This is a genomic window from Pseudophaeobacter profundi (assembly GCF_029697505.1).
GTDB classification, from domain to species: Bacteria; Pseudomonadota; Alphaproteobacteria; order Rhodobacterales; family Rhodobacteraceae; genus Pseudophaeobacter; species Pseudophaeobacter profundi.
Window position 1 is genome coordinate 1 of the sequence record NZ_JARJEF010000010.1, and the last position, 20,926, is coordinate 20,926.

Here is a 20,926-nt window from a genome sequence, read left to right on the forward strand (position 1 = left end):
GGCTGCAAAGAAAACAGGAAAGGAGACCGCAACATTGACCACATCATAAACTACAGCGCATAACTGAAGGTGGGTCAAATCTCGGTGAAAATACCGGGTCAGTTCTCAGTGACAATCAACATTGCCATATTCTGACAGTCCGCCAGCCCTCAAGACCCTGTGGAAATGGGGCGTTCAGAACGTCAGATTGAACCCGAACTGCACCCCAAAGCTTTCATAAACTGCGGTGCCGATACCGTCATAGAATGCGTCCACCGTCAAAACCCCTCTATTGGGTAGTGTGTAATTCGCCCCCGCCTTTAACTTGCCACGCCCCCCCTCGTACTCCGGCACAACCAGAGCCGCGTTCCCCGACCCTTTGGTAGATGAGCCGACAAAGGCGAGGCCGCCGGTCAGTTCCAATGTGCCGCTGCGTCTTGGCAGGCGGACCTGGTGGCGGACATCAAGGCCAAGTTCGGCCTGGGTCAATTCAAAACCCTGCTCTGGAATGAGGTTGCCAAGCCCATCGGTGTAGGCCTTCTGCGTATCGGTTGTGTAGGACAGCTGAACAGAAGGCATCCATGTTGTCCGACCCTGATCGATTTCTCCGGTCACCTTGAACTGTGCGAGCAGCCGTTGCGTCTCAAATCTGTCTGAATAGGTTCCAAACGGCGAGATATCGTTCTTCGTCTGCCCATAAAGAAGCATCCCCTCAAAGAACAACGGATGGGCCGGGCTGCGCGCCACGAAATATGGACCGATCAGCCAGCCATGGCCATCAATGCGGCTGGCGCCGTCCTCCTGGCTCAGAAAGTCGAATTCAATCATGCCGCCTATCAGCAGATTGGGAGACAATTTGACGTGGCTCCCGATGACGCCGAAGGTATAGCGGGTATTCCTGGTATCCTCATGTGTCCAGGAGCCGGTCAATCGTGCCCAGATGCCATTGGCTGCGTCAGGCGCGCTGGCGAAGTCAAAATCACCTCTGCCACGTGTCACGGCCAGGTTCATGGCACCGGTATTGCTGCCAGAGAGAAACCCGGTGAGGTTCGGCTGGCTGGCGATCAGCTGCGTCGCCCGCGATTGAATGAACTGCGCGATGACCTTTTGCGTTTTCTCAACAACGGCGTTGGAAATGGACAAGGTGTTCGACGCCGTGTTGGAATTGTCAGCCACATCTGTTGCGACGGCAGCGGGAATCGATATCTCGGTATCCCCTTTGCCAGTTGTCGTGACCGTGGCGAGATAGTCCGCACCGCTTCCTGAAAGATTCGTGACCGTGCCATTGGCAACGGAAATGTCGCTTGCGGCAAAACCGATCACGTTTTCGGAAAAGGTGATCGCAATCTCAATTGAGGCTGCTCCGACAAAAGTTGTGCTGGATGACGAGATACTGACCGATGGCGCGGTGGCGTCATATGTCGTGGTGACCTCGTTCGATGCCGCCGCGTTCACATTTCCCGCCGCATCGCGGAAGCTGCCCGCCGCCACCGACAGCGCCACCGATCCGTCCGCCAGTGGCGTCAGCACGGCGGTGTAGCTGGTGCCCGACCCGGACAGCGTGGCACTGGCATTGGTCAGGCTAAGGTCGGCAAGGGTGAAATCGGTGCTGGCCTCCGAGAGGGTGATCTCTGCCGATTGCACCCCGTTCAGCGGGCCAGTGAAGGGGGCGATGCTGATGGTAGGGGCGGTGGCGTCATATGCTGTGGTCACCTCGTTCGATGCCGCCGCGTTCACATTCCCCGCCGCATCGCTGAAGGTGCCCGCCGCCACCGATAGCGTCACAGACCCGTCCGCCAGTGGTGTCAGCACCGCCGTGTAGCTGGTGCCCGATCCAGACAGCGTGGCACTGGCATTGGTCAGGCTAAGGTCGGCAAGGGTGAAATCGGTGCTGGCCTCCGAAAGGGTGATCTCTGCCGATTGCACCCCGTTCAGCGGGCCAGTGAAGGGGGCGATGCTGATGGTGGGGGCGGTGGCGTCATATGCTGTGGTCACCTCGTTCGATGCCGTCGCGTTCACATTCCCCGCCGCATCGCTGAAGGTGCCCGCCGCCACCGATAGGGTCACTGACCCGTCCGCAACTGGTGTCAGCACCGCCGTGTAGCTGGTGCCCGATCCAGACAGCGTGGCACTGGCATTGGTCAGGCTAAGGTCGGCAAGGGTGAAATCGGTGCTGGCCTCCGAGAGGGTGATCTCTGCCGATTGCGCCCCGTTCAGCGGGCCAGTGAAGGCGCCGATGCTGATGGTGGGGGCATCATAATCTGGAAACAAGTCAACCGTTGCAGCCGGTGACACATAGCCCAGGCTGTTTTCTACGGTGACAGATACGGTCCCACCGGTCATGTCCGCTGCTGAGGTGACAGAAAATGTGCCGCCTGTCGCTGTGACTGTTTGCACGCTTGCGTCGGGAAATGTGATACGAACCGTCCCGTCTGCCTCAGCCGTACCACCAATTGTCATGGAGCGGTTTGTATTGATGACCGTTGTCGTCAGGACAGGGCTGTCCGGCACGGCGCCCGGCGTAATTGTGATAGTGAACTCTTCCTCGACAGCCTGATTTCCCGCCGAATCCGTCGCGTTGATCTTGATCAGGTTCGCCCCAATCGGGAAGTCATAGGGGGTGGCGATCACAACACCATTCAGCGAAAAGATGGGGGATATGCCGCTGTCAACATTGTCATCAACAATTGTGGAGAAGCCAATCCGCCGGGTTCCGGATGGATCGGCTTCGAAAGAGATATCGCCAATGGGGCGTATTACTGGCGCGGTGCCATCGTAGGTCGTGGTGACTTCGTTTGACGCAGCGGCGTTCATGTTCCCGGCGGCATCGCTGAAGGTGCCCGCCGCCACCGACAGCGCCACCGATCCGTCCGCCAGTGGCGTCAGCACGGCGGTGTAGCTGGTGCCCGACCCGGACAGCGTGGCATTGGCATTGGTCAGGGTGAGGTCGGCAAGGGTGAAATCGGTGCTGGCCTCCGAGAGGGTGATCACCGCCGACTGCGCCCCGTTCAGCGGACCGGTGAAGGCGCCGATACTGACCGTAGGCGCGGTGATGTCAGCTGAAAATGTCACCTCATTAGAGGCGACCCAATTTGCCAGCCCTCCGCTGTCGGTAAAGCCCTCCTTTGGGACGGATACACTGACCTCCCCATCCATCAATGGGGTCAGAACAATTGAGAAGCTGCTGCCGCTGCCGGACACTGTCGCGGTGGCGTTTGTCAATGTCAGGCTGCTGGATGTGAAATCAGAGCTGCTTTCAGACAATGTAGCGATCACGGTATATTTGCCGCTGCCGTCTGGACCGCTGAGGCTGCCGAGTGACACCGTTGGTGCCGCATTGACAAGGGTCTGACCCACTGAAGCCGTGGTTCCCGTTACCCCGCTGATTTCGGCGCGGTAGGCATAGCGAGCACCGTCGCTGGTCCGTGTTGCTTCAAAGGAAACCCCCATATAGCCATGGGCGGCATAGGTTCCTGCGGCGCCTTGCTGAACAAGGCCAGCGACATCCTTAAGACTGCAGTGTGCTTCCAGATTCGCAGACGTTATCGCCGAAAAAGTGGTGCTTACACCTCCGTTGAAATAAGATGCCCCACCTGCCGCTTGGGTTTGTACAGTACCACCGCCAAGCGGTCTAACGCGTACAGAGGCCAACCCCCCATTCACATCGTGGACGAAGGCGACCAGCCCGCATTGGGAATTCAGGTTCAAACTCCGGTCGATACGCGATGGCGCATCAAAGGCCGCTGCGGGCGGTGTAAGGGCAAGCAGGGTCGCGCAGATGACGGCAATGTATCCAAGACAGAGATTGCGTTTACCGGCACTCATGTTGGCTTTGTCGCTGCCAGCGCCGCCCGCCAAAAGTGTCCGCATCAAAAGTCCAGCCATCGCAAATTCATCCTAAATTATCGGATATCTGCCATGGTCACATTGATGTCAGTCCGGCGACCCCACACCAATCCAACCACGATCCATCCGGTGTCGCGTCAAATCGGCCTGCTGTCTGCGCTGAAGGGGGCGGCCCCCCGGATTATCCTGCCATCAGCATCTTGGGGGCACGGCCCGCACCCCGGGTTCTCAGACGCCAAATTTCTGCAAAGAGATCAAGGCCCTGGCAAGAGGCTGGGCCTCTTATGATAATTCTTTTTCAAAAATGATAATTCTTTGTGTCGCGAGGGGAGCTAGGGCGTCCGCGTGGCGCCTGCGCGCGTGTCCGAAGGGGTTTCCCCAAAGTGCTGCTTATAGGCGCGGGTGAAATTGCCAATATGAGCATAGCCACAGGCAAAGCCGATTTGTTTGACCGAAGTGGTGCCGTCGCGCAGTGCTGCCTGTGCTTTGGTCAGGCGCGCGGTGCGTGTGTATGCTGAAAGTGTGGTTCCAAACTCCATCTGAAACACCCGCCGCGCCATCTGATCGCCCATTGCGAACCGCTCCAGCATTTCACCTTCGGCAAAGCATTGGCCGGGATCGGCATCGATGGCAGCCTTGAGCTGCCGTACCCTGTGGGCCTGCCATGGCAAAACGCTGCGAGTATCGGCGTCGTCCAGAGCCAAGTGTGCATAGCCGGACAACACCTCGGACAGAAAGCTGATGGCCAGACCTTCTGCCCTGACGCTGCCCAGCCCTGTCGCCGCACGCAGCTGATACAGCCGCTGCGCGGTGCTGCGCGCCAGCATATCCGTAGGAACCGGCACAGCAAGGTCAACCGTCGCATCAGAAGCCATCAATCGCGCAAGCTGCGGACTAGATGTTTCATCCAGGCGGCAATTCAGGTCATGACGATACATTGCCACACAAACATGACGCAGGACCTGTCCTGGCTCCACGATCAGCCGAAAACCGGGCGTGTCACTGCGGATCACGGATGTTCCGTCTTGCGTCCAATGCTGCCGCTGCCCGTTTCCCATGACGATGCTGGCCTCGCCCGACAAAAAATACTGGGCAGAGACATGCTGGCCACTTTCATCGTGGGGAAAGCAAATCTCGGTCGGTTCATTGACCTCAATAGACGAGGTCACGAGCATTGCCCCGCCTGGGAAGGCGTTGAAGCTGAGGTATTGAGAGCCCTGCGCAGAAATAACACGCCCGCTTGCGGCTTGCCTTTGCAAATTACCGCCTTGTACCACCAATTCATTCACGCTTCACCGCCTCCAACAAGTCGCCGCGATGATTGACTTTGCTTCATATGGGGTCAAGACGTGTCTGGCCCAAGTCGCCGCACAGGTCTCAACCACGGCTGCGCGATGCCGCATCAGGTTGCTTCGCTTTTGGCGCAGAAGGTACGCATGCGGCAGGACACAAGGCGTTCACCTTTCGTTATTCAGGCGATGCAGTTCTGACCGGGCTTCATGCAGCGTTGAAAAGGCATTGCCGACACCTTGCCTGATATCACCGGCTTCGGCCGCATTCCGCAGGAGGGTGATCACTTGCTTCGTAATTTCGGACACATACTCGGTTGCCGTGCATTGGAGGGCGGCTTCGATCTCATCGAGATATAGCGGAATGTTGTCTTGAATATCGCTTTCAGACAGGCGTGCAATGACGGACTGCGAGGGCAATTGTTCCGCCAGGCGGGCGAGCAACCGGATGTCACTTTCCAATTCCTGTTTTGTCGCTGAATCTGCGTTCTGGTTTCTACAAGCCACGGAAACCTTCCTGTTTTAAGGACAGTAAACTCTTTGCATCCTGCTACCCAGACAGTTCAAGACCGGATAATATTGCCAAAACGTGCCACCATTTCGCCATGTGGTGAGGAATTGCGGGACGCAACTATGCAAGGTTAGTATCTCAAAGTACATATTAATGGGGCACAGGCCCAGGCGTTTACCCCAATAGTCACGTTTCCAGAGGATGCTAAAATTGAAGACCGCCCTACTAACCTGTCTTGCTATTCTTGGCTTTTTGCAAACCGCCTACGCGGAGGAAGAGAACCGTTGCGGATTCCCGTCATCGCAAGACGCTGATGAGCTTTGCGAGGGGATGACACATTTGCTCCCGCATTTCGCCGATGACTTCGATCTATCCCGGCTTGATGGCCGGTATGCATTGGCCTGCGGGATGATGGAAGGTATTGAGCTCTTCGGCGCGTCCGCCAAGAATGAAACACGGGTGCATGTGGATCGGCATGAGGCAACTGGCGTCTTCCACCCCAAAGCCTTTTTTGGCCCGTTGAGCGGCCCTTTGAGCTTCATCTTGGCGATTTCCTACACGGATCCCCAAACGAGCGAGGAGAGAACCTTTTCGGTGAATGGAGATCATCAAGGGTTTTACATACTGGCGGACCGGGACGGAATTCAAAGGCTGTCACAATGCGCTGAGGCCGCAGAATAGGCCGGGGCATTCTGGAAGGCGCCACAACAATGTATTTCCAAGTTCACAAGTGAACCACTAATTATATAGCATGCTCTGCTAGCACCCTATCAGCGGGTACAGCTTGAACGGCGCAGACCATGTATACATCAAATAGGAATTCAAAGATGTTCAGGAATTTGATTTTGCTTCTTACTTTTCTCAACGCGCCTTTCGCCGCCTGGGCTGGTACGAGCAAGAGCGATATCTATTGGGCCGTCGTCAGATCTGACAGTGCCAACCTGGTACATCCAGGGATTGAAATCTTTGAATTCCAAGAACAGCGACAGTTTTCCAATGGACTCTCAGAGAGTGCTTGCGAAGGCAATGACGTTGCACATGGCAAACTGGAAGCAGCTGCCTCTTTGGGAAATGCAACTGCGAATACCTCTCTTGCGTGGCTTTACGGGAAACAGCACTGCCACTACTTTCAGAATAACCCTGAACTGGTCACAAGCCTGTACAAGCGCGCTGCAGAGCAGGGCTACCCCATCGCGATGACAAATTATGGGATCAAGTTGCTTCGAGGTGAAGGAACCGCAAAAAACCCCTATGTTGGCACCGTCTACCTGTTAAATGCTGCCATATCCGGTTGGGGTAATGCGGGCCTGTTCTTGGCCGAGCATATTCTTCTAGGTCTGAATGCGGAACATGATCGGGACGTGGCACAGGCTCTCTATGATCAATTCCGCACTAGCGCGGATAGCGATGAACTGATCAGAAGCGTTGAAAACCTATTGGCGCAACATTGAGCAGGCGGCGTCAGCAGAGGTGAAATCTGCGGAAAAAATGATGTCCGATTCACAAGCATTCATTGCCGAAGGGCTCGTGCCTATCGGCCGGTACAGGCAAGCGCTGGAAGATCTCGCCCGCCGTGCGGATGCCTGCGGCATATCAGGCCATGAAGAGGAGGGCGATATCGTGCTTCCTCCGCTCTATGACAGCGAAGCGCATGTTGAATTTCTTGACAGTATTGCCCGGCAACCGGAGCAGTATCATGCGTTCCTGTTGCTGCAAAAGGTGTGCCTGCTGGAGGACACCCTAGCCTATCTGCAGCGGTTTGGTGATCTAAATGCCGATACGACCATTCAGGGGTTGATCCGCATTTTGCGAGGTCCGGCGGTGGATATTGCCCCCATAAAGCCTGAAGCCTAAGGTTCAGGTCCCGTCAAGCTACCCGAGGCGAGCAACCAATCCGTTGTAGTTTCTGTCATTTGCAGTTGCTCAGTCTTCTGGCAAAAGTGACGGCATTGTCCGGCAATGCAGGTCTCCGGCCTTCAGAAAGCTGCGCTGCGGCGTTCAACTGCTTGATGCTGCACTGTGAAATGGCCCTATCCCGACTGGCGAAAACGTTCGGGTGAGACCTGTTCCGAATTGAAAGCACTTCCACGCATGGGGTGGGGCAGCGGTGTTTGGGTGAGGAGGGCTGCAGCCAGTTGGCCCACCGCAGGAGAGGTCTGTATGCCAAAGCCCCCAAGACCGGCGAGCCAGAACACACCTTCTGCGGTGTTGTCATATCCGATCAGGGGAACCCGGTCCGGTGCGAAGGTGCGCAACCCGGCCCAGCTGTGCGCCACATGCGAGATATCAAGCGTGGTGCATTCAGAGAGGTAGTGCGCAGCAAAGGCGATGTCCAACTCTTCCGGCCAGGCGTCATGTGCTGCGACGGGTGTCTCATCCGCGGGACTGACCATGAGCTGCCCGGCATCAGGTTTGAAATAGAAACTATCCTCCAGCTCAGTGACTTCGGGCAGGTGGGTCAAATCGTGGCCGGGTGTTTTCACGCTGATGGCGGTGCGGCGCAGGGGTTGCAATCCATAGTCCGGCAGCCCGAACAGAGCTGCGATTTCAGCGGCCCAGCCACCGGCCGCATTGACGACGGTCCGTGCCCGGATGTCGCCTGCGGTGGTGTCGAGAACCCAGTGGTCACCGTCTCGTCGGGCTGCAGTGACACGGGCCTCACGCAGGGTCTGCCCGCCCTGTTTGCGGGCCCCCTTCATGAACCCCTGCAACAGGGTCTCGACCTCCACATCCCAGCAATCAGGATCGTAGAAGGCGGCGCCCAACCAGTCCGGATCAAGAAAGGGGACCTTTTCCAGGGCTTGCTCTGTTGTGAGCGCCTGAATCGGGCTGGCGCCCTCAGGTGCTGTGGCGAGCTCTGCAGCGCAGATACTGCGCAGCTGTGCGGCCTTGTCGTGATCGGCAATCACCAGGTTGCCGCGCAGACGCAGCAGAGCGGTCTCGGCAAAGCCATCAGGCGGGGACATCATGAAGCCTGTGCTGGCGGTGGTCAGCTGTCCTGCAATCTTGGAGTGAAACCGTCGCGTGAATTCCGCAGCTGAACGCCCGGTGGAATGATAGCCAAAGGCCTGCTCCTGTTCCAGCAGGATAACGGAACGCCGACCCTCCAGAAAATAGACGAGAGAAGCTCCGGCGATACCGCCGCCAATGATTGCGATGTCATGAATTTCAGGCATGAACCGTCTCCAGAGGAAAAACCGGGCGGCGCAGGCGGCTGTAGCTGCGCTTGCTGACATCCGGGGTACAAAGCCCGCCTGCGTCGGCGGTTATGATTGCCGAGGCGATGGGGGCAAAGGCGCCCTTGAAATGCTGCATCGACTTCACGGCGAGGACCGATTTGCTTGCCGGTTCGATACCGATCAGGCGAAAGATATTCTGGTCCAGCATCTGCATGCGGTCCGTGACGATCATGATGTCGATCCCTTCGACCCGAAAACACACGCTCAACCCGGTTGAGCCGGGCAACCCGGTGAACATCGGCCCTTCGAACGTGAAGGCACCGTCGCTGATGGCGCGCACTTCCCCGGTGAGTTCAAGCGGGCCGCCGCCGACCGAGGGGTCGCATTTCCCCCCGATGCTGAGCGTGACCCGGGCTCCGACACCGGCCTCGGCCAATATCGTTGCCGCCGCAGGATCCCACAGCGCGCCAGCTGCCGCGTTGGAGATCCCTGCCTCCAGCAGGGCCGCGATCATCGCGGTGCAGTCACTGTAGGAACCGGCGCCAGGATTGTCAGCATAATCGGCCACGACAACCGGACCTTGCGGTGCCGGTTTTTGCTGCAAAAGGCCTTGGACCTGGGTTATGCATTCAGGCAGGGAAACTGGCAGATTCCATTCGTCGCGAAAGGCCCAGATCTGGTCACAGATACGGGTGCCGATCCCGGCAGCGGTTGCGCTGTCGACCTTGGCGGTGTCATGGGTGACCAGAACGCTTGGCCCGGCGGCCCAGACGTCTGCATCCGTAAACCCGGCATTGATCGCCACATTCAGGACCCCCGGTGCCTTCATTTCTTCAGCAGCGTTTTCCAGCAGGCGGCACATTGGTCCATCTTCGGTGGTGCGCCCGTCATCGCAGCCTAGCAGCATGGCAGGGCGTGTCATGGTCAATCTGGGGGTTATGTCCCCGGTCATGGCCCTGTGCAGCAGGTCTGCCGCTTCATAGCCCGCTTCATGCATGTCCACATGCGGATAGGTGCGGAAGGAGACGGCAATCTGTGCCAGGTCGGCCATCTCATCAAAGATATTGGCGTGCAGGTCCAGGGTGACGGCCAGCGGCACCTCGGGTCCGACAACCGATCGGATCTCGCGCAGAAACTGGCTGTCGCCATCCTGATCGGTTTCCGTGACCATAGCGCCGTGCAGCGCCACGAATAGGCCGTCAAAGGGGCCATGCTCCTGCAGGCGACGCAAGCATTCTGTGGTGATTTCCCTGCGCGCGGCCTCGGTCACGATGCCACCGGGTTCAGCATGGGCTGCGGTGATGAAGACAGGGGTCCAGCCGCGATCCTCGGCGACGTCAATGCAACCGCCAACCTCGGACCCGGTGCCCTTGAACTTTGCAAGGATTTCGTCGCCCTTGAAATAATGGCTGGCATGAAAATCGTGCATACCCGTACGCATGACCGTGAAGGTGTTGCTTTCGTTTATGAATTCTATAACGGCGACACGGAAGCTCATGTCTATCGTCCTTTGTACCAAAAGGGGAAGTGCGCCGGGCGGTGGCCCGGCTAAGAATACAGTTGGACCGGTTCTTAGTGGCCGATCACCTGGTTGATGAATGCGCGCGCTCGGTCGGTTTCCGGGGCTGCGAAAAAGGTCTCAGGTGTGTTGACCTCCACGATCTGGCCGGCATCCATGAAAACGATGCGATCAGCTGCCTTGCGGGCAAATCCCATCTCGTGCGTGACGCAGACCATTGTCATCCCGTCGCGGGCAAGATCGGTCATGACGTCCAGAACCTCGCCAATCGATTCCGGATCCAGCGCCGAGGTTGGTTCGTCGAAGAGCATGATGTCAGGCATCATGCATAGGCTGCGCGCAATGGCGGCGCGCTGCTGCTGACCACCGGAAAGCTGCGACGGGAACTTCCCTGCATGATCAGCCATGCCCACCCGCGACAACAGCTCCATCGCCTGCCGTCTTGCTGTCGCCTTGTCGAGGCGAAGCGTGCAGGTCGGCGAAAGCGTGCAGTTGTCGAGCACTGAGAGGTGCGGGTACAGGTTGAAATGCTGGAAGACCATGCCCGCCCTGGCCCGGACCTGGCGCAGCACTGCGGCGTCGTCCGTAAGGGTGACGCCGTCAACCGTGAGACTGCCGGATTGGTGATCCTCAAGCCCGTTGATGCACCGGATCAGAGTGGATTTCCCGGACCCAGATGGGCCGCAAATGACGATCCGTTCGCCCTTTGCGACGGTCAGGGTCACATCCTTCAACGCATGGAAGGAGCCGTAATGTTTATCAAGGGCTTGAATGGATATGGCGAGGGGGGTGGCCATAGTACATGTCCTTTCTCTGGGGGGTCAGGCCGCCCAGGCGTTGCGGCTTTCGATCCGGCGCAAGAACCATTCCAGCACCAGCACCAGCACAAGGTAATGCAGGGCGGCAACGTAATAGGCACGCAGATCAAAGGTTTCGGAGAAGATGAAACGGGCTTGTCCCATCAGATCAAAGATAGTGATGATGGCCAGCAGAGAGGTGGCTTTGAGCAGCAGGATGAATTCATTGCCAAGCCCAGGAAGAGCGCGGGCGATGGCAATCGGAAACAGAACGCGGCGGAAGGCCGTCCAACGCGTCAGGTTCAGCGCCGCATTGGCTTCCCTGATGGAACTGGGAATACCGTTTAGACTGCCGCGAATGATTTCTGCCTGATAGGCGGCAGTGTTCAGGACGAGCGCCAGCAGGCCGCAGTAGTAGGCGTCCCGGAAGAACCACCAAAGGCCAAGCGACCGCAGGTCCCGGCTGAACTCGCCGGCGCCATAGTAGACCAGGAACAGCAGCACCAGCAGCGGCATGCCCCGGAAAAAATTCACATAGCCGTAGGCCAGAACCCCGCTGAGGCCCCGGTTGCGCGCACGCGCGACGCCGATGGGAAGGGCCAGCACAAATCCCAGCAGGATGGCAAGGAGGGTCAGGCTGGCAGTGACCTTGAGCCCCGAAAGCCACAAGTCTTTGTAATCGAGCCAAAGATCAAGCATGGGCGCGCCCTCCGGCAACAACGCCGCGCGTGGCACGTCTCTCAAGCCGTTTCTGGATCCAGGACGAAAGGATCACCAGGCTAATATAGATGGCGGCAATCACAAGATAGAAGAAGAACGGCTCTCGGGTGGTGTTGATGGCCAGGGCTGCCACATGGGTCAGGTCGCTAAGCGCGATCACGGATACCAGCGAGGTGTCCTTCAGTAGGATCACCCAGAGATTGCCAAGGCCAGGCAGGGCATGGCGCCAGAACTGAGGCAGGATGACCTTCCAGAAGCAATGGAACCCTGACAGCCCAAGCGCCTGAGCCGCCTCGACCTGACCTTTACCAATGGCCTGAAGGGCGCCACGCACCACTTCACTGCCATAGGCGCTGATGACCAGGCTCAGTGCGATCAGACCGGCCAGAAAGGGGCTGATCGACAGCGTGCTGTCGAACCCGGCATATTCCGCTACCCAGCTGATCACGACCTGCGATTGATAGTAGATGATCAGCAGTGTCAGTATCTCGGGCAGGCTTTTGAAAACCGACACATGCATCTGCGCCAGATACCGCACCGGTCGCCTCCGCGAGTTGCGCGCCCGGTGAATCAGGAACGACAACATGATCGAGACCGGAAAGGTTGCCAGAGCCAGCCCGAGGGTCATGCCGAGACCAATAAGAAGTTCGTCCCCCCAACCGGTGGGACCGGGGGTCAGAAGGGAAAGTAATTCCATGGGGTCATCCAGATGGGGGAAATTTCAGGCCCCGTCGCCGGTTATTTTACTATGACGACTGAGGCCTTTCTGTTCAGCCTTTGAATAGGTCGCTGACAATCCGGGGTTGCGAGCGGATGTCGAATTCAAAGTATTTGGCGCGAATGTCGTCGTAGGTACCGTTGGCGATGATCGCGGCCAGAGCGTCGTCAATGCGTGTTTGCAGGTTTTCGTCCTCCAGCCGCATGGCAATGCCCGCGCCGATGGTGCCGTCCATCAGGAAATCTTCGCCCACGAAAGCGCAGCAATCGGTGCCCTTCGCCATCCAGTCCCCAATGGAGAATTTGCTTTCCAGAACCAGATCCAGTCGACCGCTTTCCATATCAAGGAAGGCTTCGCCCAGCTTCGGATAAAGCTTGATTTCACTCTCCGGGAAATACTCCTGCAGAACAGTCACAGCAACCGATCCCGACTGTGTGCCAATCACCATTCCCTCAAGGCTGGCAGGGGTGGCAGTGTCCAGTTCCAGTTCTTTCAGCGCAGCAAAGCGCATGGCGTTGAAATAATAAGGCGAGGAAAAACGGACCTTTTCCTGTCGCTTCTCGGTGATGGCCATGGAGGCCACCATGACATCAAATTTCTTCGCGTTGAGTGCGGGGATGATACCGCCCCATTCGTGAGCGCTCCATTCACACTCGACCTGCATTTGCGCGCACAGGGCATTGCCGATGTCCACGTCGAACCCTTTGAGAGAGCCGTCTTCAGTCACGAAATTGAACGGTGCGTAGGCACCTTCTGTGCCGATCCGCAGGGTCTCGGCCGCAGCGGGCAGCGCAAGGCTGGCAGTCATAATAACTGCGCAGGGCAGTCTGAAGAGGGCAAGGGATGTCATGTTTTCTTATCTCACCTGTTGGGCCCACAGCGGGGGGCTGATCTGGGCAATGTATTAGTTTTTTGGAACGTTCGGTGATATAGCATCACCATGTTCGTACTGCCTACGAACTAGGAGCAAAGGAGGTTTGCAGACAATGCAAAAGAAGTATTCATGGTATGAAAAAAACTAATGTTATCGCGCTCGCCAGACCGCAGCGGCGCCAACTGCCCAATCTTAAGGCCCTTCGGGCATTCGAAGCGGTTGCATTTCACGGCAGCTTTACCCGCGCCGCTGACGAACTGGCCGTCAGTCAGGGGGCCGTGAGCCATCAGGTGAGACAATTGGAGGAGGGCCTCGGTGTCTCCGTGTTTCTACGCGGTGCAAAAGGAGTTTCCCTGACAGAAGAAGGCAAGGTGCTGCAGGAGGTCTGTGAACGCAGCTTTGACAAAATTGCAGAAAGCACCGCCCTAATTCGCCGCGACCGCAAGGACCGGGTGTTGCGGGTGCGTGTTGGTCCGTTCTTTGCCATGAAGGTGATTGCCCCAAGAGTGGCAGGATTTCTGGAGCAAAACCCCGGTGTTCAACTTCATCTCACCAATCTTGAGGTCGACGCGCCACCGCCCGGCGCAGGGGATATCCAGATCAAGTATTGCCTTGAGCCGCCTGCGGGGTGTCACGCGATAGAAGTATTCCGCGAACGTCAGGTCCCGGTATGTAGTCCTGAGTTGCTGCAAACCGTGCGTGATCCGGTGCAGTTGCTGGAAGACCCACAGGTGCCACGGTTGCATTACAGAGATCTGGCTGAGTGGCAGGCATGGCTGGATGGCACGGGCCTTGGCGCGGCCTCTGCCAATTCCAACCTGATTTTTGATGATCAGCACACCATTCTGGCGGCGGTCCGATCCGGACAAGGCGTTGGGCTGGCCGACCGGGCGCTGATTTCTGAGGACGTTGAGCGAGGGCGTGTCTGTATTGTGTCCGAAAACTCGGTCGAACCGGAAATCTCCTACAAATTCATCTGCGGGGCCGGGCGGAATACTGCGGGCTCTCTTATAGAGACCTTCCGAATTTGGCTGATGTCAGAACTCGAAGGCCTTGAAGGGACCTGAGGGGGCAGGTTGTCTCATTTTGAATGTCATGTGGTCTGATCGGGGGAGCCGTGTTGATCGTACCTGTATCTTGTAAAGCAAACGGTAGGCAGCCTGGGCCGACCTCGTTTGCCCCTCGGCGGCGGCACCCAAACCGTGCTCTGCCTTTGCGCAATACAGCCATGCGGAGCGCATCAGTAGTATGCTGCAAGCCCATTCCTTACCTGACCTGCGCCGGATGTCTTTACATCTTTGACAAACGGTCCTCATCGTCCACCACGTTGAGAGTGCAGCCAGCGCCACTCCACCGCCATAGGACGATGTTGAAGTCGGTTGCCGCCGCACCTTTTGCGAAACTCCGGATCAGCAGGCCTGCAAACCGACCATGGATCAGGCGTGCGGCAAAATCCTGGGTGGGCACATCTTGCCCGCCGATCATTCTGGTGCGCCACGCGGGATCAGCGAGCATGCGATCAGATATAGCGTGTTTTTCCAGCCCTCTTGGATCGCGGGTGTCAAAGATCGGGCCAAGGTCGGCGGCGTAGGAAACCAGGATCGTTGGTTGCAAACTGCCCACCTGATTGGCTTCGCGCAGTGCGCCTGCTGGATCAAGCGCGGTATAGAGCGCCGGTGTCCCCCTGGCATTGACCCGTCCGCCATACAGCTCTGCGCCGCGGCCCGATAAGGGATCGCGGGCGTAAATCGGGTTCAGAGCGCGGTAAAGCGGCCCAACAAAGCGGCCGTCCTTCAAAGGCATCAGGCAAAGACACCGGCGTCAACTGCATCGATATATTCTAGAACCTGCTGTGCTTTGCCTTCCTGCACGAGTTGCATGGCGGTTCGGCCATCAAAGCCGGGCAGGGGTTCTGACCGATACCAGGCATAGGCCATGAGTTCTGATCCAAACCGCGGTTCAACCTTATTGAGCACCTCGACCAGTTCGCGCAGGCGGCGTTGTGTCTTGTCCGAGCTGATGCGCGTGCGCCGTTGCAGGGCGTCCTTGCCCAAACCGACCGTCAGGGCGATTTCCTCTGCCGAGGTGCGCAGCGCTGCCGCGATCTTTCGCGGCTCAAACTGTCCGCCTTCAGCGAAATTTGCGATATGCATGAAGCGCCTCCTTTGCGGCTATTATGACGTTATATAGCGTCATAATGACCGAATATCAAGTCGGAAGGCCGGTTTCTCCGTTGCCTGTTTTGCCGAGGAAAATTAGCAAGAAGTCTCTATCTCAGCGATCATCTGCCGATATCTCGGCCGCCGCCAGCCTAACCACTAGGCCATCGACATGTTGAGCGGGGCCGATATCGCGGCCCTGTTCAGCCGTTCGCCAGTTTGCCTTTCCGATGGAAGAGGCTGCCGCCGCCTTTCCCTCAGGCGACTTTTCCTGCGAGGCGGTGTAGAACCTGCAACCCAACACCTCCGGACAAATTTGGCAGCAGGTGCCAAGAATGGCCATTTCGACAAAGTCAGTTAGCCCCCGGCATCAGTAATTGTGGGCAAGTCGACAACGTGGTAATCGTGCCGTGGCATGGATTTGAGGCGCGCCTCTGTTCTGCTGTGAACTTATCCGGTTTCCATCTGGAAACGAAATCGCACTCAGCCCGTTAAGGTAGTTATGGCTCAGAATTTGCTTATTGTAGGCGCCGGAGAATTTGCCGATATCGCCTATGAGTATTTCACTGTGGACAGTCCCTATACCGTCATCGGTTTTGCTGTCGACCGGGAGTTTCTGGACGAGACCCCCAAATTCGGCCTGCCGGTTGTCGCATTGGACGAGGCCGCACAACATTTTGATCCGGCCTCGACGCATGCCCATGTGGCGATCACATCGACCAAACTGAACCGGGTGCGGGCCGAGTTGATGGAAAAAACCCGCGCCGAGGGGTACAGCCTCGCCAATTTCATCAGCCCGCGCGCAATGGTCTGGCGTACTGCCAGCTTGGGCGAAAACGTCTTTATCTTTGAAAACAACGTGGTTCAGCATGGTGTGACCATCGAAGACGGATGCGTGCTCTGGTCCGGCAACCATATCGGCCACCAAACCCGGATTGGCGCGCATTGCTTTCTGTCCTCTCATGTTGTGATTTCGGGCTATTGTAACATCGGGGCGCGTAGCTTCATCGGGGTCAATGCTACCTTTGCCGACAACGTCACTATCGGCGAAGACTGCGTTGTCGGCATGGCTTCCGCGGTCAACAAGAGCTTTGGCGATCCGGGGTTGGTCCTGAATGGCAACCCTGCTGCGCCATCCCGAGTGTCATCCTATCGCTATTACAGGATAAAACCATAAAATGGGCTGGGAAAAAAAAGGGCTGATCTACTGCCCTGACGGCAGTCACGACTGGGCGCGCCATTCGTTTATGACACCCAGCCCCTGGCAGCGGGATGCAGATACAATCCGCCTGTTTGGCGGCATGCGTGACGATGCCGGTATCAGCCGGATCGGATGGGTAGATCTGGATGCGCGCGACCCGTCGCAGGTAAAGGCGGTCTCCGAGAAACCAGTTCTGGATCTGGGTTCGCCCGGTATGTTTGACGATAATGGACTGATCCTGGGTGATGTCCTGGAGGTCTCGGAGACGGAACTCAGGCTCTATTATGTCGGTTTCCAGCTTGTTGAAAAGGCCAAGTTCCTGGCCTTCAGCGGCGTTGCCATAAGCCGTGACAGGGGAAAGAGCTTTGAGAGGGTGCAGAAGACACCGATCATTGATCGCTGCCCCGAAGGCCCGTTCATCGGCGCACTGCATTCAATCGCCCGGCTGCCTGACGGGACATATCGCGCTTGGATTTCGCGCGGGCAGGGCTGGGAGAAGATCGAAGACAAGCTCTTTCCGCGGTATGATTGTTGGACGATGACCAGCCCGGACGGCATCCGTTTCGACAACAGCACCGCTCAGCCGATCATTTCACCGGCCTCGAAAGAATATCGTATCGGCCGCCCGCGGGCCAACCAACGTCCTGACGGCACATGGGAGCTGCGTGCGACCTCGGACACCCGGGCCAAGCAATATGCCAGCTTTCGATTTTCATCACTGGATGGGGTGACCTTCACCCGCACCGATGACGAAGAACTGCCACGCGGAGCTGCCGGAAGCTGGGATAGCGAAATGACCTGCTATCCGGCCCACATCAAGACCACCGACGGACGGAACCTGCTGTTTTACAACGGTAATGACATGGGGCGTACCGGTGTGGGCTATGCAGAATGGGTGGAGGGATGAATCCCGCCCCGATGATCCGCCCTTATTCCCCGGCGGATGCCGAGGTCTGGAACAGGTTTGTGCAAGGGGCGGCCAACGCAACCTTCCTGCATGACCGCGGTTTCATGGATTACCATGCGGACCGGTTCGTGGATCATTCCCTGATCATCGAAGATAACGACAAGATCATTGCCCTATTGCCAGCCAGTCAGGCCGGTGACACGCTGGTTTCGCACGGCGGGCTGACCTATGGCGGGCTACTGGTGCCCCCCCGGCTGCCGGCCGCTACCATAGTAGGTATTATAGAGGCCCTGCAGACGTATTTGGCAGGTCAGGGCCTGCGCAGCCTTATTTACAAGCCCAGCCCCCACATATTCCACACTCAGCCCTCTGAGGCTGATCTTTATGCGCTGATCAACGCGGGTGCCCGGCAGGTACGTGCTGATCTCGGCACAGCCATCCCGCTTCAACGCCGCCAGCCCTTCAGTGGCGGTCGCAAGGACGGGATCCGGAAAGCACGCAAAGCAGGCCTGGTTGCGCGCGAGGCTTATGACTTTGCGCGTTTCTGGGGCATTCTGACCGAGGTTCTCGGATCACGTCATGATGCCGCCCCAACCCATAGCCTTGATGAAATGACCCTGCTGGCAGAACGTTTCCCTGACCAGATCCGCCTGTTTGGCACGTTTGACGGCGACACCATGCTTGCCGGCATGCTCCTGTTCGATTGTGGGCGCACGGTCCATGCCCAATATATCGCTGCCGCCCCTGAGGGCAGGAATTCAGGTGCGCTGGATCTATTGGTGCATCACCTATTGGCAGAGGTATTTGCCAAGCGTGACTGGTTCAGCTTCGGTATCTCCACCACCAATGCGGGGCGCGAGCTAAACGTGGGTCTGTCGCGACAAAAAGAAATGTTCGGCGGACACAGTGTGATGTTCAGCCAATATCAATGGGATATCGCCTAACCGACCACCCTTTGGTGAGCTTCATTCCCGCAAGCGACACACAACAGGACACAGGTGCAGAGGCTGCACCAGCCGCGTCTGCACAGGGCTAGCGCTCAGCGCGCCGGGTCGTGCCCTCCCAGCACTGCGGGATCTGAAAATGTGGTTTCAAAATACAGCGCAGAGCGTGAGCTATCGGTGATACGGCCCAAACCGGCCCCATTGGGAAGCAAAGAGGCCGGCGTCGATGTCGCGCGCGAAACTGCCTGTCTATGATCGTCCTGCACATCATCAACCATAACCGAGAGCGCACGGGATAGCACCAGGTCGGCACCGGCAAGGGTACCATTCTCCAGGGTCAGACGCTGGTTCTTGCGAAAGACCTTTCGGCCGTTGAGCAAGAAATGATCAATCGACGACCCCGCTGTCGCCATGGCATCGGTGACCAAGAAGATCCTGTCTGATTGCGGTTTTGCACGCAGCGCAATGCGGATGACGGCAGGATGTACGTGAATGGCGTCAGCAATCAAACCTGCGTAGATATCGTCTCGCTCCAGGGTGGCGCCAACCAGACCTGGTTCGCGGTTTCCCAGCTGGCTCATGGCGTTGAACAAATGCGTGACGCATTTTGCCCCGGCATCAAAGGCGGCATGGCAGGTGGCGCTATCGGCCTCTGTATGCCCAAGGGACACCACGATCCCCGCATCTGACATCGCCTTGATCTGCGCTGGCGTGGTGTTTTCCGGGGCGACCGTCACCATGACATTTGGGATCCGATCCGCAGCGCCCAGCATCAAGGCGAGGTCCTCTTTGCCCATCGGGCGGATCAGCTGTGCATCATGGGCGCCCTTGCGGGCCACCGACAAGTGCGGCCCTTCCAGGTGAATACCGATGATACCCTCTAGCTTTTCCGCCAAGGCCTGTTCGACAGCATCGATTGCCGCCCGGGTGCGCTCTGGGGTGTCGGTGATCAGGGTTGGCAGCAAGGCCTGCGTCCCCGTAGAGGCATGCGCCTGGGCTATGGTGCGCAGGGCCGCGACCGATTGGTCATCATTAAACATGACGCCCCCACCGCCATTGACCTGCAAATCAACAAATCCAGGCGTGATCACCCCGCCATTCAGCCGCTCAACAGGGTGGTCCGGCGCCAAGCCATGAAGCGGCAGAATACGCAGGCTGCCATCTTGCGCGCGCACTAGCGCGTGTTGGCTGTGCAGGTCTACCCCATCGTGGATCTGCGCCCCCACATAGGCTTTGGCAAGGCCATTCATACCGTTTCTGTCACTTTCTTGAGATGCCTTGGCGCATCAGGGTTGATGCCCCGCGCAGCGGCTGTTCTTTCAACCATCGCATAAAAACTGGCAATCAGGCAGATCGGATCGATCAGCGGATGACCCGTGCGGACCGTAGGCAACCTACTGGCCTGCATTGCCTTTTCACTGGTGGCAAAAACCGTGGCACCCTTGGCCGCAATTTCATCCGCAACCCCGGCAAGCGCACTTTCGGCTTCGTCCTCGGCGGCCAAGGCAATCACTGGAAAGCCGCTGTCCACAATGGAAACAGGGCCGTGCAGAACCTCGGCTGAGGAATAGGATTCCGCATGGATCTGACAGGTTTCCTTGAATTTTAACGCCGCCTCATTGGAAATCGCATAGGCGGGCCCGCGGCCCAGACAAAAAATGGAGTTGCGCGCGCCAAGCGCAGCGCGGGCCTCTGGCCAGTCGATGTTGACTGCCTTTTCCAACTTGCTGGGCAGGTCCATGATTGCAGCCCGAAGCGCGTCGTCCTCGGCCCATTCCGCCTGCATCCAAATGCCCGCCACGGCCGAGTTTACAAATGTTTTGGTTGCCGCGACGCTGATTTCAGGCCCGGCATGCAGGTTCAAGCAGTGATCGGCCACCTGCGCCAACGGGCTGTCGGTGTGGTTTGTCATGGCAATGGATAGTGCGCCGCCCTGCTGCGCCATCCGCGCCATTTCCACTATATCTGGGCTTTTGCCCGATTGTGACACCGACAGGCAGACACTGCCTGCCAGGTTCAATTTACGATTATAGATCGAGGCAATCGAGGGCCCGAGCGAGGCAATCGGCGTGCCTGTCAGCAGTTCGGAGGTGTATTTCAGATAGGTTGCAACATGATCGGACGACCCACGCGCGACCGTAACCATGTAGCTGGGATTTCGGGCGCGAATGGCCTCGGCGGCGCTGCGGATATCGTCGCCGCCACGGTGCAGCAGCCGGTCAACTGCGCGGGGGATCTCCAGAATTTCCCGGCGCATCTGTGTCTGAGTGTTCATCTGTGCAA

General features: G+C 57.9%; 20 protein-coding genes. 7 read left to right on the forward strand and 13 right to left on the reverse strand.

Annotated features, from left to right (window positions below; genetic code table 11):
- Window positions 1-174: 174 nt before the first annotated feature.
- The 3 genes from P2081_RS15175 to P2081_RS15185 all read right to left on the reverse strand — a co-directional run bounded on the left by P2081_RS15175 (window position 175) and on the right by P2081_RS15185 (window position 5,621).
- Window positions 175-3,864, reverse strand: a complete 3,690-nt coding sequence (locus tag P2081_RS15175; RefSeq protein WP_278923712.1) for an Ig-like domain-containing protein — start codon at window positions 3,862-3,864, stop codon at window positions 175-177.
- 293 nt (window positions 3,865-4,157) lie between these two features.
- A complete protein-coding gene (locus tag P2081_RS15180; RefSeq protein ID WP_278923713.1) occupies window positions 4,158-5,000 on the reverse strand; it encodes an AraC family transcriptional regulator in 843 nt (280 codons plus the stop codon).
- A gap of 282 nt (window positions 5,001-5,282) precedes the next feature.
- Window positions 5,283-5,621, reverse strand: coding sequence for a hypothetical protein (locus tag P2081_RS15185; protein WP_278923714.1), 339 nt, complete (start codon window positions 5,619-5,621; stop codon window positions 5,283-5,285).
- 214 nt (window positions 5,622-5,835) lie between these two features.
- Between P2081_RS15185 and P2081_RS15190 the strand changes: the two genes are divergently transcribed.
- The 3 genes from P2081_RS15190 to P2081_RS15200 all read left to right on the forward strand — a co-directional run bounded on the left by P2081_RS15190 (window position 5,836) and on the right by P2081_RS15200 (window position 7,479).
- Window positions 5,836-6,306, forward strand: coding sequence for a hypothetical protein (locus tag P2081_RS15190; RefSeq protein ID WP_278923715.1), 471 nt, complete (start codon window positions 5,836-5,838; stop codon window positions 6,304-6,306).
- 146 nt (window positions 6,307-6,452) lie between these two features.
- Window positions 6,453-7,076 carry a tetratricopeptide repeat protein gene (locus P2081_RS15195; protein WP_278923716.1) on the forward strand — a complete coding sequence of 208 codons (624 nt, stop codon included), beginning with the start codon at window positions 6,453-6,455 and terminating at the stop codon, window positions 7,074-7,076.
- Window positions 7,051-7,479 (forward strand): hypothetical protein, encoded by a 429-nt coding sequence (locus P2081_RS15200; protein WP_278923717.1) that lies wholly within the window; start codon window positions 7,051-7,053, stop codon window positions 7,477-7,479. Before P2081_RS15195 ends, P2081_RS15200 begins: the two co-directional genes overlap by 26 nt.
- Window positions 7,480-7,655: 176 nt before the next feature.
- On the opposite strand, the gene P2081_RS15205 is transcribed toward P2081_RS15200, so the two are convergent.
- From P2081_RS15205 to P2081_RS15230, 6 genes are all read right to left on the reverse strand, one after another.
- Window positions 7,656-8,801: an NAD(P)/FAD-dependent oxidoreductase gene (locus P2081_RS15205; protein WP_278923718.1), complete on the reverse strand. Its 1,146-nt coding sequence runs from the start codon at window positions 8,799-8,801 to the stop codon at window positions 7,656-7,658.
- Window positions 8,794-10,302 (reverse strand): M81 family metallopeptidase, encoded by a 1,509-nt coding sequence (locus tag P2081_RS15210; RefSeq protein ID WP_278923719.1) that lies wholly within the window; start codon window positions 10,300-10,302, stop codon window positions 8,794-8,796. Before P2081_RS15210 ends, P2081_RS15205 begins: the two co-directional genes overlap by 8 nt.
- Window positions 10,303-10,376: 74 nt before the next feature.
- Complete coding sequence (locus P2081_RS15215) at window positions 10,377-11,120, reverse strand: amino acid ABC transporter ATP-binding protein (RefSeq protein ID WP_278923720.1); 744 nt, start codon at window positions 11,118-11,120, stop codon at window positions 10,377-10,379.
- Window positions 11,121-11,144: 24 nt separating this feature from the next.
- Window positions 11,145-11,819: an ABC transporter permease subunit gene (locus tag P2081_RS15220; RefSeq protein ID WP_278923721.1), complete on the reverse strand. Its 675-nt coding sequence runs from the start codon at window positions 11,817-11,819 to the stop codon at window positions 11,145-11,147.
- Window positions 11,812-12,537 carry an ABC transporter permease gene (locus tag P2081_RS15225; protein WP_278923722.1) on the reverse strand — a complete coding sequence of 242 codons (726 nt, stop codon included), beginning with the start codon at window positions 12,535-12,537 and terminating at the stop codon, window positions 11,812-11,814. The genes P2081_RS15220 and P2081_RS15225 overlap by 8 nt, the downstream gene beginning before the upstream one ends.
- A 73-nt stretch (window positions 12,538-12,610) precedes the next feature.
- Window positions 12,611-13,366 carry a transporter substrate-binding domain-containing protein gene (locus P2081_RS15230; protein ID WP_278923723.1) on the reverse strand — a complete coding sequence of 252 codons (756 nt, stop codon included), beginning with the start codon at window positions 13,364-13,366 and terminating at the stop codon, window positions 12,611-12,613.
- A gap of 200 nt (window positions 13,367-13,566) precedes the next feature.
- Here P2081_RS15230 and P2081_RS15235 point away from each other — a divergent pair, with 200 nt between their 5' ends.
- A complete protein-coding gene (locus P2081_RS15235) occupies window positions 13,567-14,499 on the forward strand; it encodes a LysR family transcriptional regulator (RefSeq protein WP_278923724.1) in 933 nt (310 codons plus the stop codon).
- 223 nt (window positions 14,500-14,722) lie between these two features.
- Here P2081_RS15235 and P2081_RS15240 read toward each other — a convergent pair whose 3' ends face one another.
- Window positions 14,723-15,235, reverse strand: a complete 513-nt coding sequence (locus P2081_RS15240) for an RES family NAD+ phosphorylase (RefSeq protein WP_278923725.1) — start codon at window positions 15,233-15,235, stop codon at window positions 14,723-14,725.
- A complete protein-coding gene (locus P2081_RS15245; protein ID WP_232405386.1) occupies window positions 15,235-15,585 on the reverse strand; it encodes an MbcA/ParS/Xre antitoxin family protein in 351 nt (116 codons plus the stop codon). The genes P2081_RS15240 and P2081_RS15245 overlap by 1 nt, the downstream gene beginning before the upstream one ends.
- Before the next feature lie 508 nt (window positions 15,586-16,093).
- Between P2081_RS15245 and P2081_RS15250 the strand changes: the two genes are divergently transcribed.
- Genes P2081_RS15250 through P2081_RS15260 form a run of 3 tightly spaced genes read left to right on the forward strand, consistent with a single transcriptional unit; the run spans window position 16,094 to window position 18,643 of the window.
- Window positions 16,094-16,768, forward strand: a complete 675-nt coding sequence (locus tag P2081_RS15250; protein WP_278923726.1) for an acetyltransferase — start codon at window positions 16,094-16,096, stop codon at window positions 16,766-16,768.
- 1 nt (window position 16,769) lies between these two features.
- Window positions 16,770-17,699 (forward strand): hypothetical protein, encoded by a 930-nt coding sequence (locus P2081_RS15255; RefSeq protein ID WP_278923727.1) that lies wholly within the window; start codon window positions 16,770-16,772, stop codon window positions 17,697-17,699.
- Window positions 17,696-18,643, forward strand: a complete 948-nt coding sequence (locus tag P2081_RS15260) for a GNAT family N-acetyltransferase (protein WP_278923728.1) — start codon at window positions 17,696-17,698, stop codon at window positions 18,641-18,643. Before P2081_RS15255 ends, P2081_RS15260 begins: the two co-directional genes overlap by 4 nt.
- Window positions 18,644-18,738: 95 nt before the next feature.
- On the opposite strand, the gene nagA is transcribed toward P2081_RS15260, so the two are convergent.
- Entirely contained in the window at window positions 18,739-19,893 is a 1,155-nt protein-coding gene (nagA, locus tag P2081_RS15265; RefSeq protein ID WP_278923729.1) for an N-acetylglucosamine-6-phosphate deacetylase, read from the reverse strand.
- Window positions 19,890-20,918 carry an SIS domain-containing protein gene (locus tag P2081_RS15270; RefSeq protein WP_278923730.1) on the reverse strand — a complete coding sequence of 343 codons (1,029 nt, stop codon included), beginning with the start codon at window positions 20,916-20,918 and terminating at the stop codon, window positions 19,890-19,892. Before P2081_RS15270 ends, nagA begins: the two co-directional genes overlap by 4 nt.
- Window positions 20,919-20,926: the final 8 nt, after the last annotated feature.

Bases quoted from the DNA above. Each gene is read 5' to 3' on its own strand.
- P2081_RS15180 (WP_278923713.1), bottom strand. From the start codon at position 5,000: ATGCTCGTGACCTCGTCTATTGAGGTCAATGAACCGACCGAGATTTGC.
- P2081_RS15210 (WP_278923719.1), bottom strand. From the start codon at position 10,302: ATGAGCTTCCGTGTCGCCGTTATAGAATTCATAAACGAAAGCAACACC.
- P2081_RS15245 (WP_232405386.1), bottom strand. From the start codon at position 15,585: ATGCATATCGCAAATTTCGCTGAAGGCGGACAGTTTGAGCCGCGAAAG.
- P2081_RS15215 (WP_278923720.1), bottom strand. From the start codon at position 11,120: ATGGCCACCCCCCTCGCCATATCCATTCAAGCCCTTGATAAACATTAC.
- P2081_RS15220 (WP_278923721.1), bottom strand. From the start codon at position 11,819: ATGCTTGATCTTTGGCTCGATTACAAAGACTTGTGGCTTTCGGGGCTC.
- P2081_RS15175 (WP_278923712.1), bottom strand. From the start codon at position 3,864: ATGGCTGGACTTTTGATGCGGACACTTTTGGCGGGCGGCGCTGGCAGC.
- P2081_RS15230 (WP_278923723.1), bottom strand. From the start codon at position 13,366: ATGACTGCCAGCCTTGCGCTGCCCGCTGCGGCCGAGACCCTGCGGATC.
- P2081_RS15240 (WP_278923725.1), bottom strand. From the start codon at position 15,235: ATGCCTTTGAAGGACGGCCGCTTTGTTGGGCCGCTTTACCGCGCTCTG.
- P2081_RS15260 (WP_278923728.1), top strand. From the start codon at position 17,696: ATGAATCCCGCCCCGATGATCCGCCCTTATTCCCCGGCGGATGCCGAG.
- P2081_RS15255 (WP_278923727.1), top strand. From the start codon at position 16,770: ATGGGCTGGGAAAAAAAAGGGCTGATCTACTGCCCTGACGGCAGTCAC.
- P2081_RS15235 (WP_278923724.1), top strand. From the start codon at position 13,567: ATGAAAAAAACTAATGTTATCGCGCTCGCCAGACCGCAGCGGCGCCAA.
- P2081_RS15250 (WP_278923726.1), top strand. From the start codon at position 16,094: ATGGCTCAGAATTTGCTTATTGTAGGCGCCGGAGAATTTGCCGATATC.
- P2081_RS15225 (WP_278923722.1), bottom strand. From the start codon at position 12,537: ATGGAATTACTTTCCCTTCTGACCCCCGGTCCCACCGGTTGGGGGGAC.
- P2081_RS15195 (WP_278923716.1), top strand. From the start codon at position 6,453: ATGTTCAGGAATTTGATTTTGCTTCTTACTTTTCTCAACGCGCCTTTC.
- P2081_RS15205 (WP_278923718.1), bottom strand. From the start codon at position 8,801: ATGCCTGAAATTCATGACATCGCAATCATTGGCGGCGGTATCGCCGGA.
- P2081_RS15270 (WP_278923730.1), bottom strand. From the start codon at position 20,918: ATGAACACTCAGACACAGATGCGCCGGGAAATTCTGGAGATCCCCCGC.
- nagA (WP_278923729.1), bottom strand. From the start codon at position 19,893: ATGAATGGCCTTGCCAAAGCCTATGTGGGGGCGCAGATCCACGATGGG.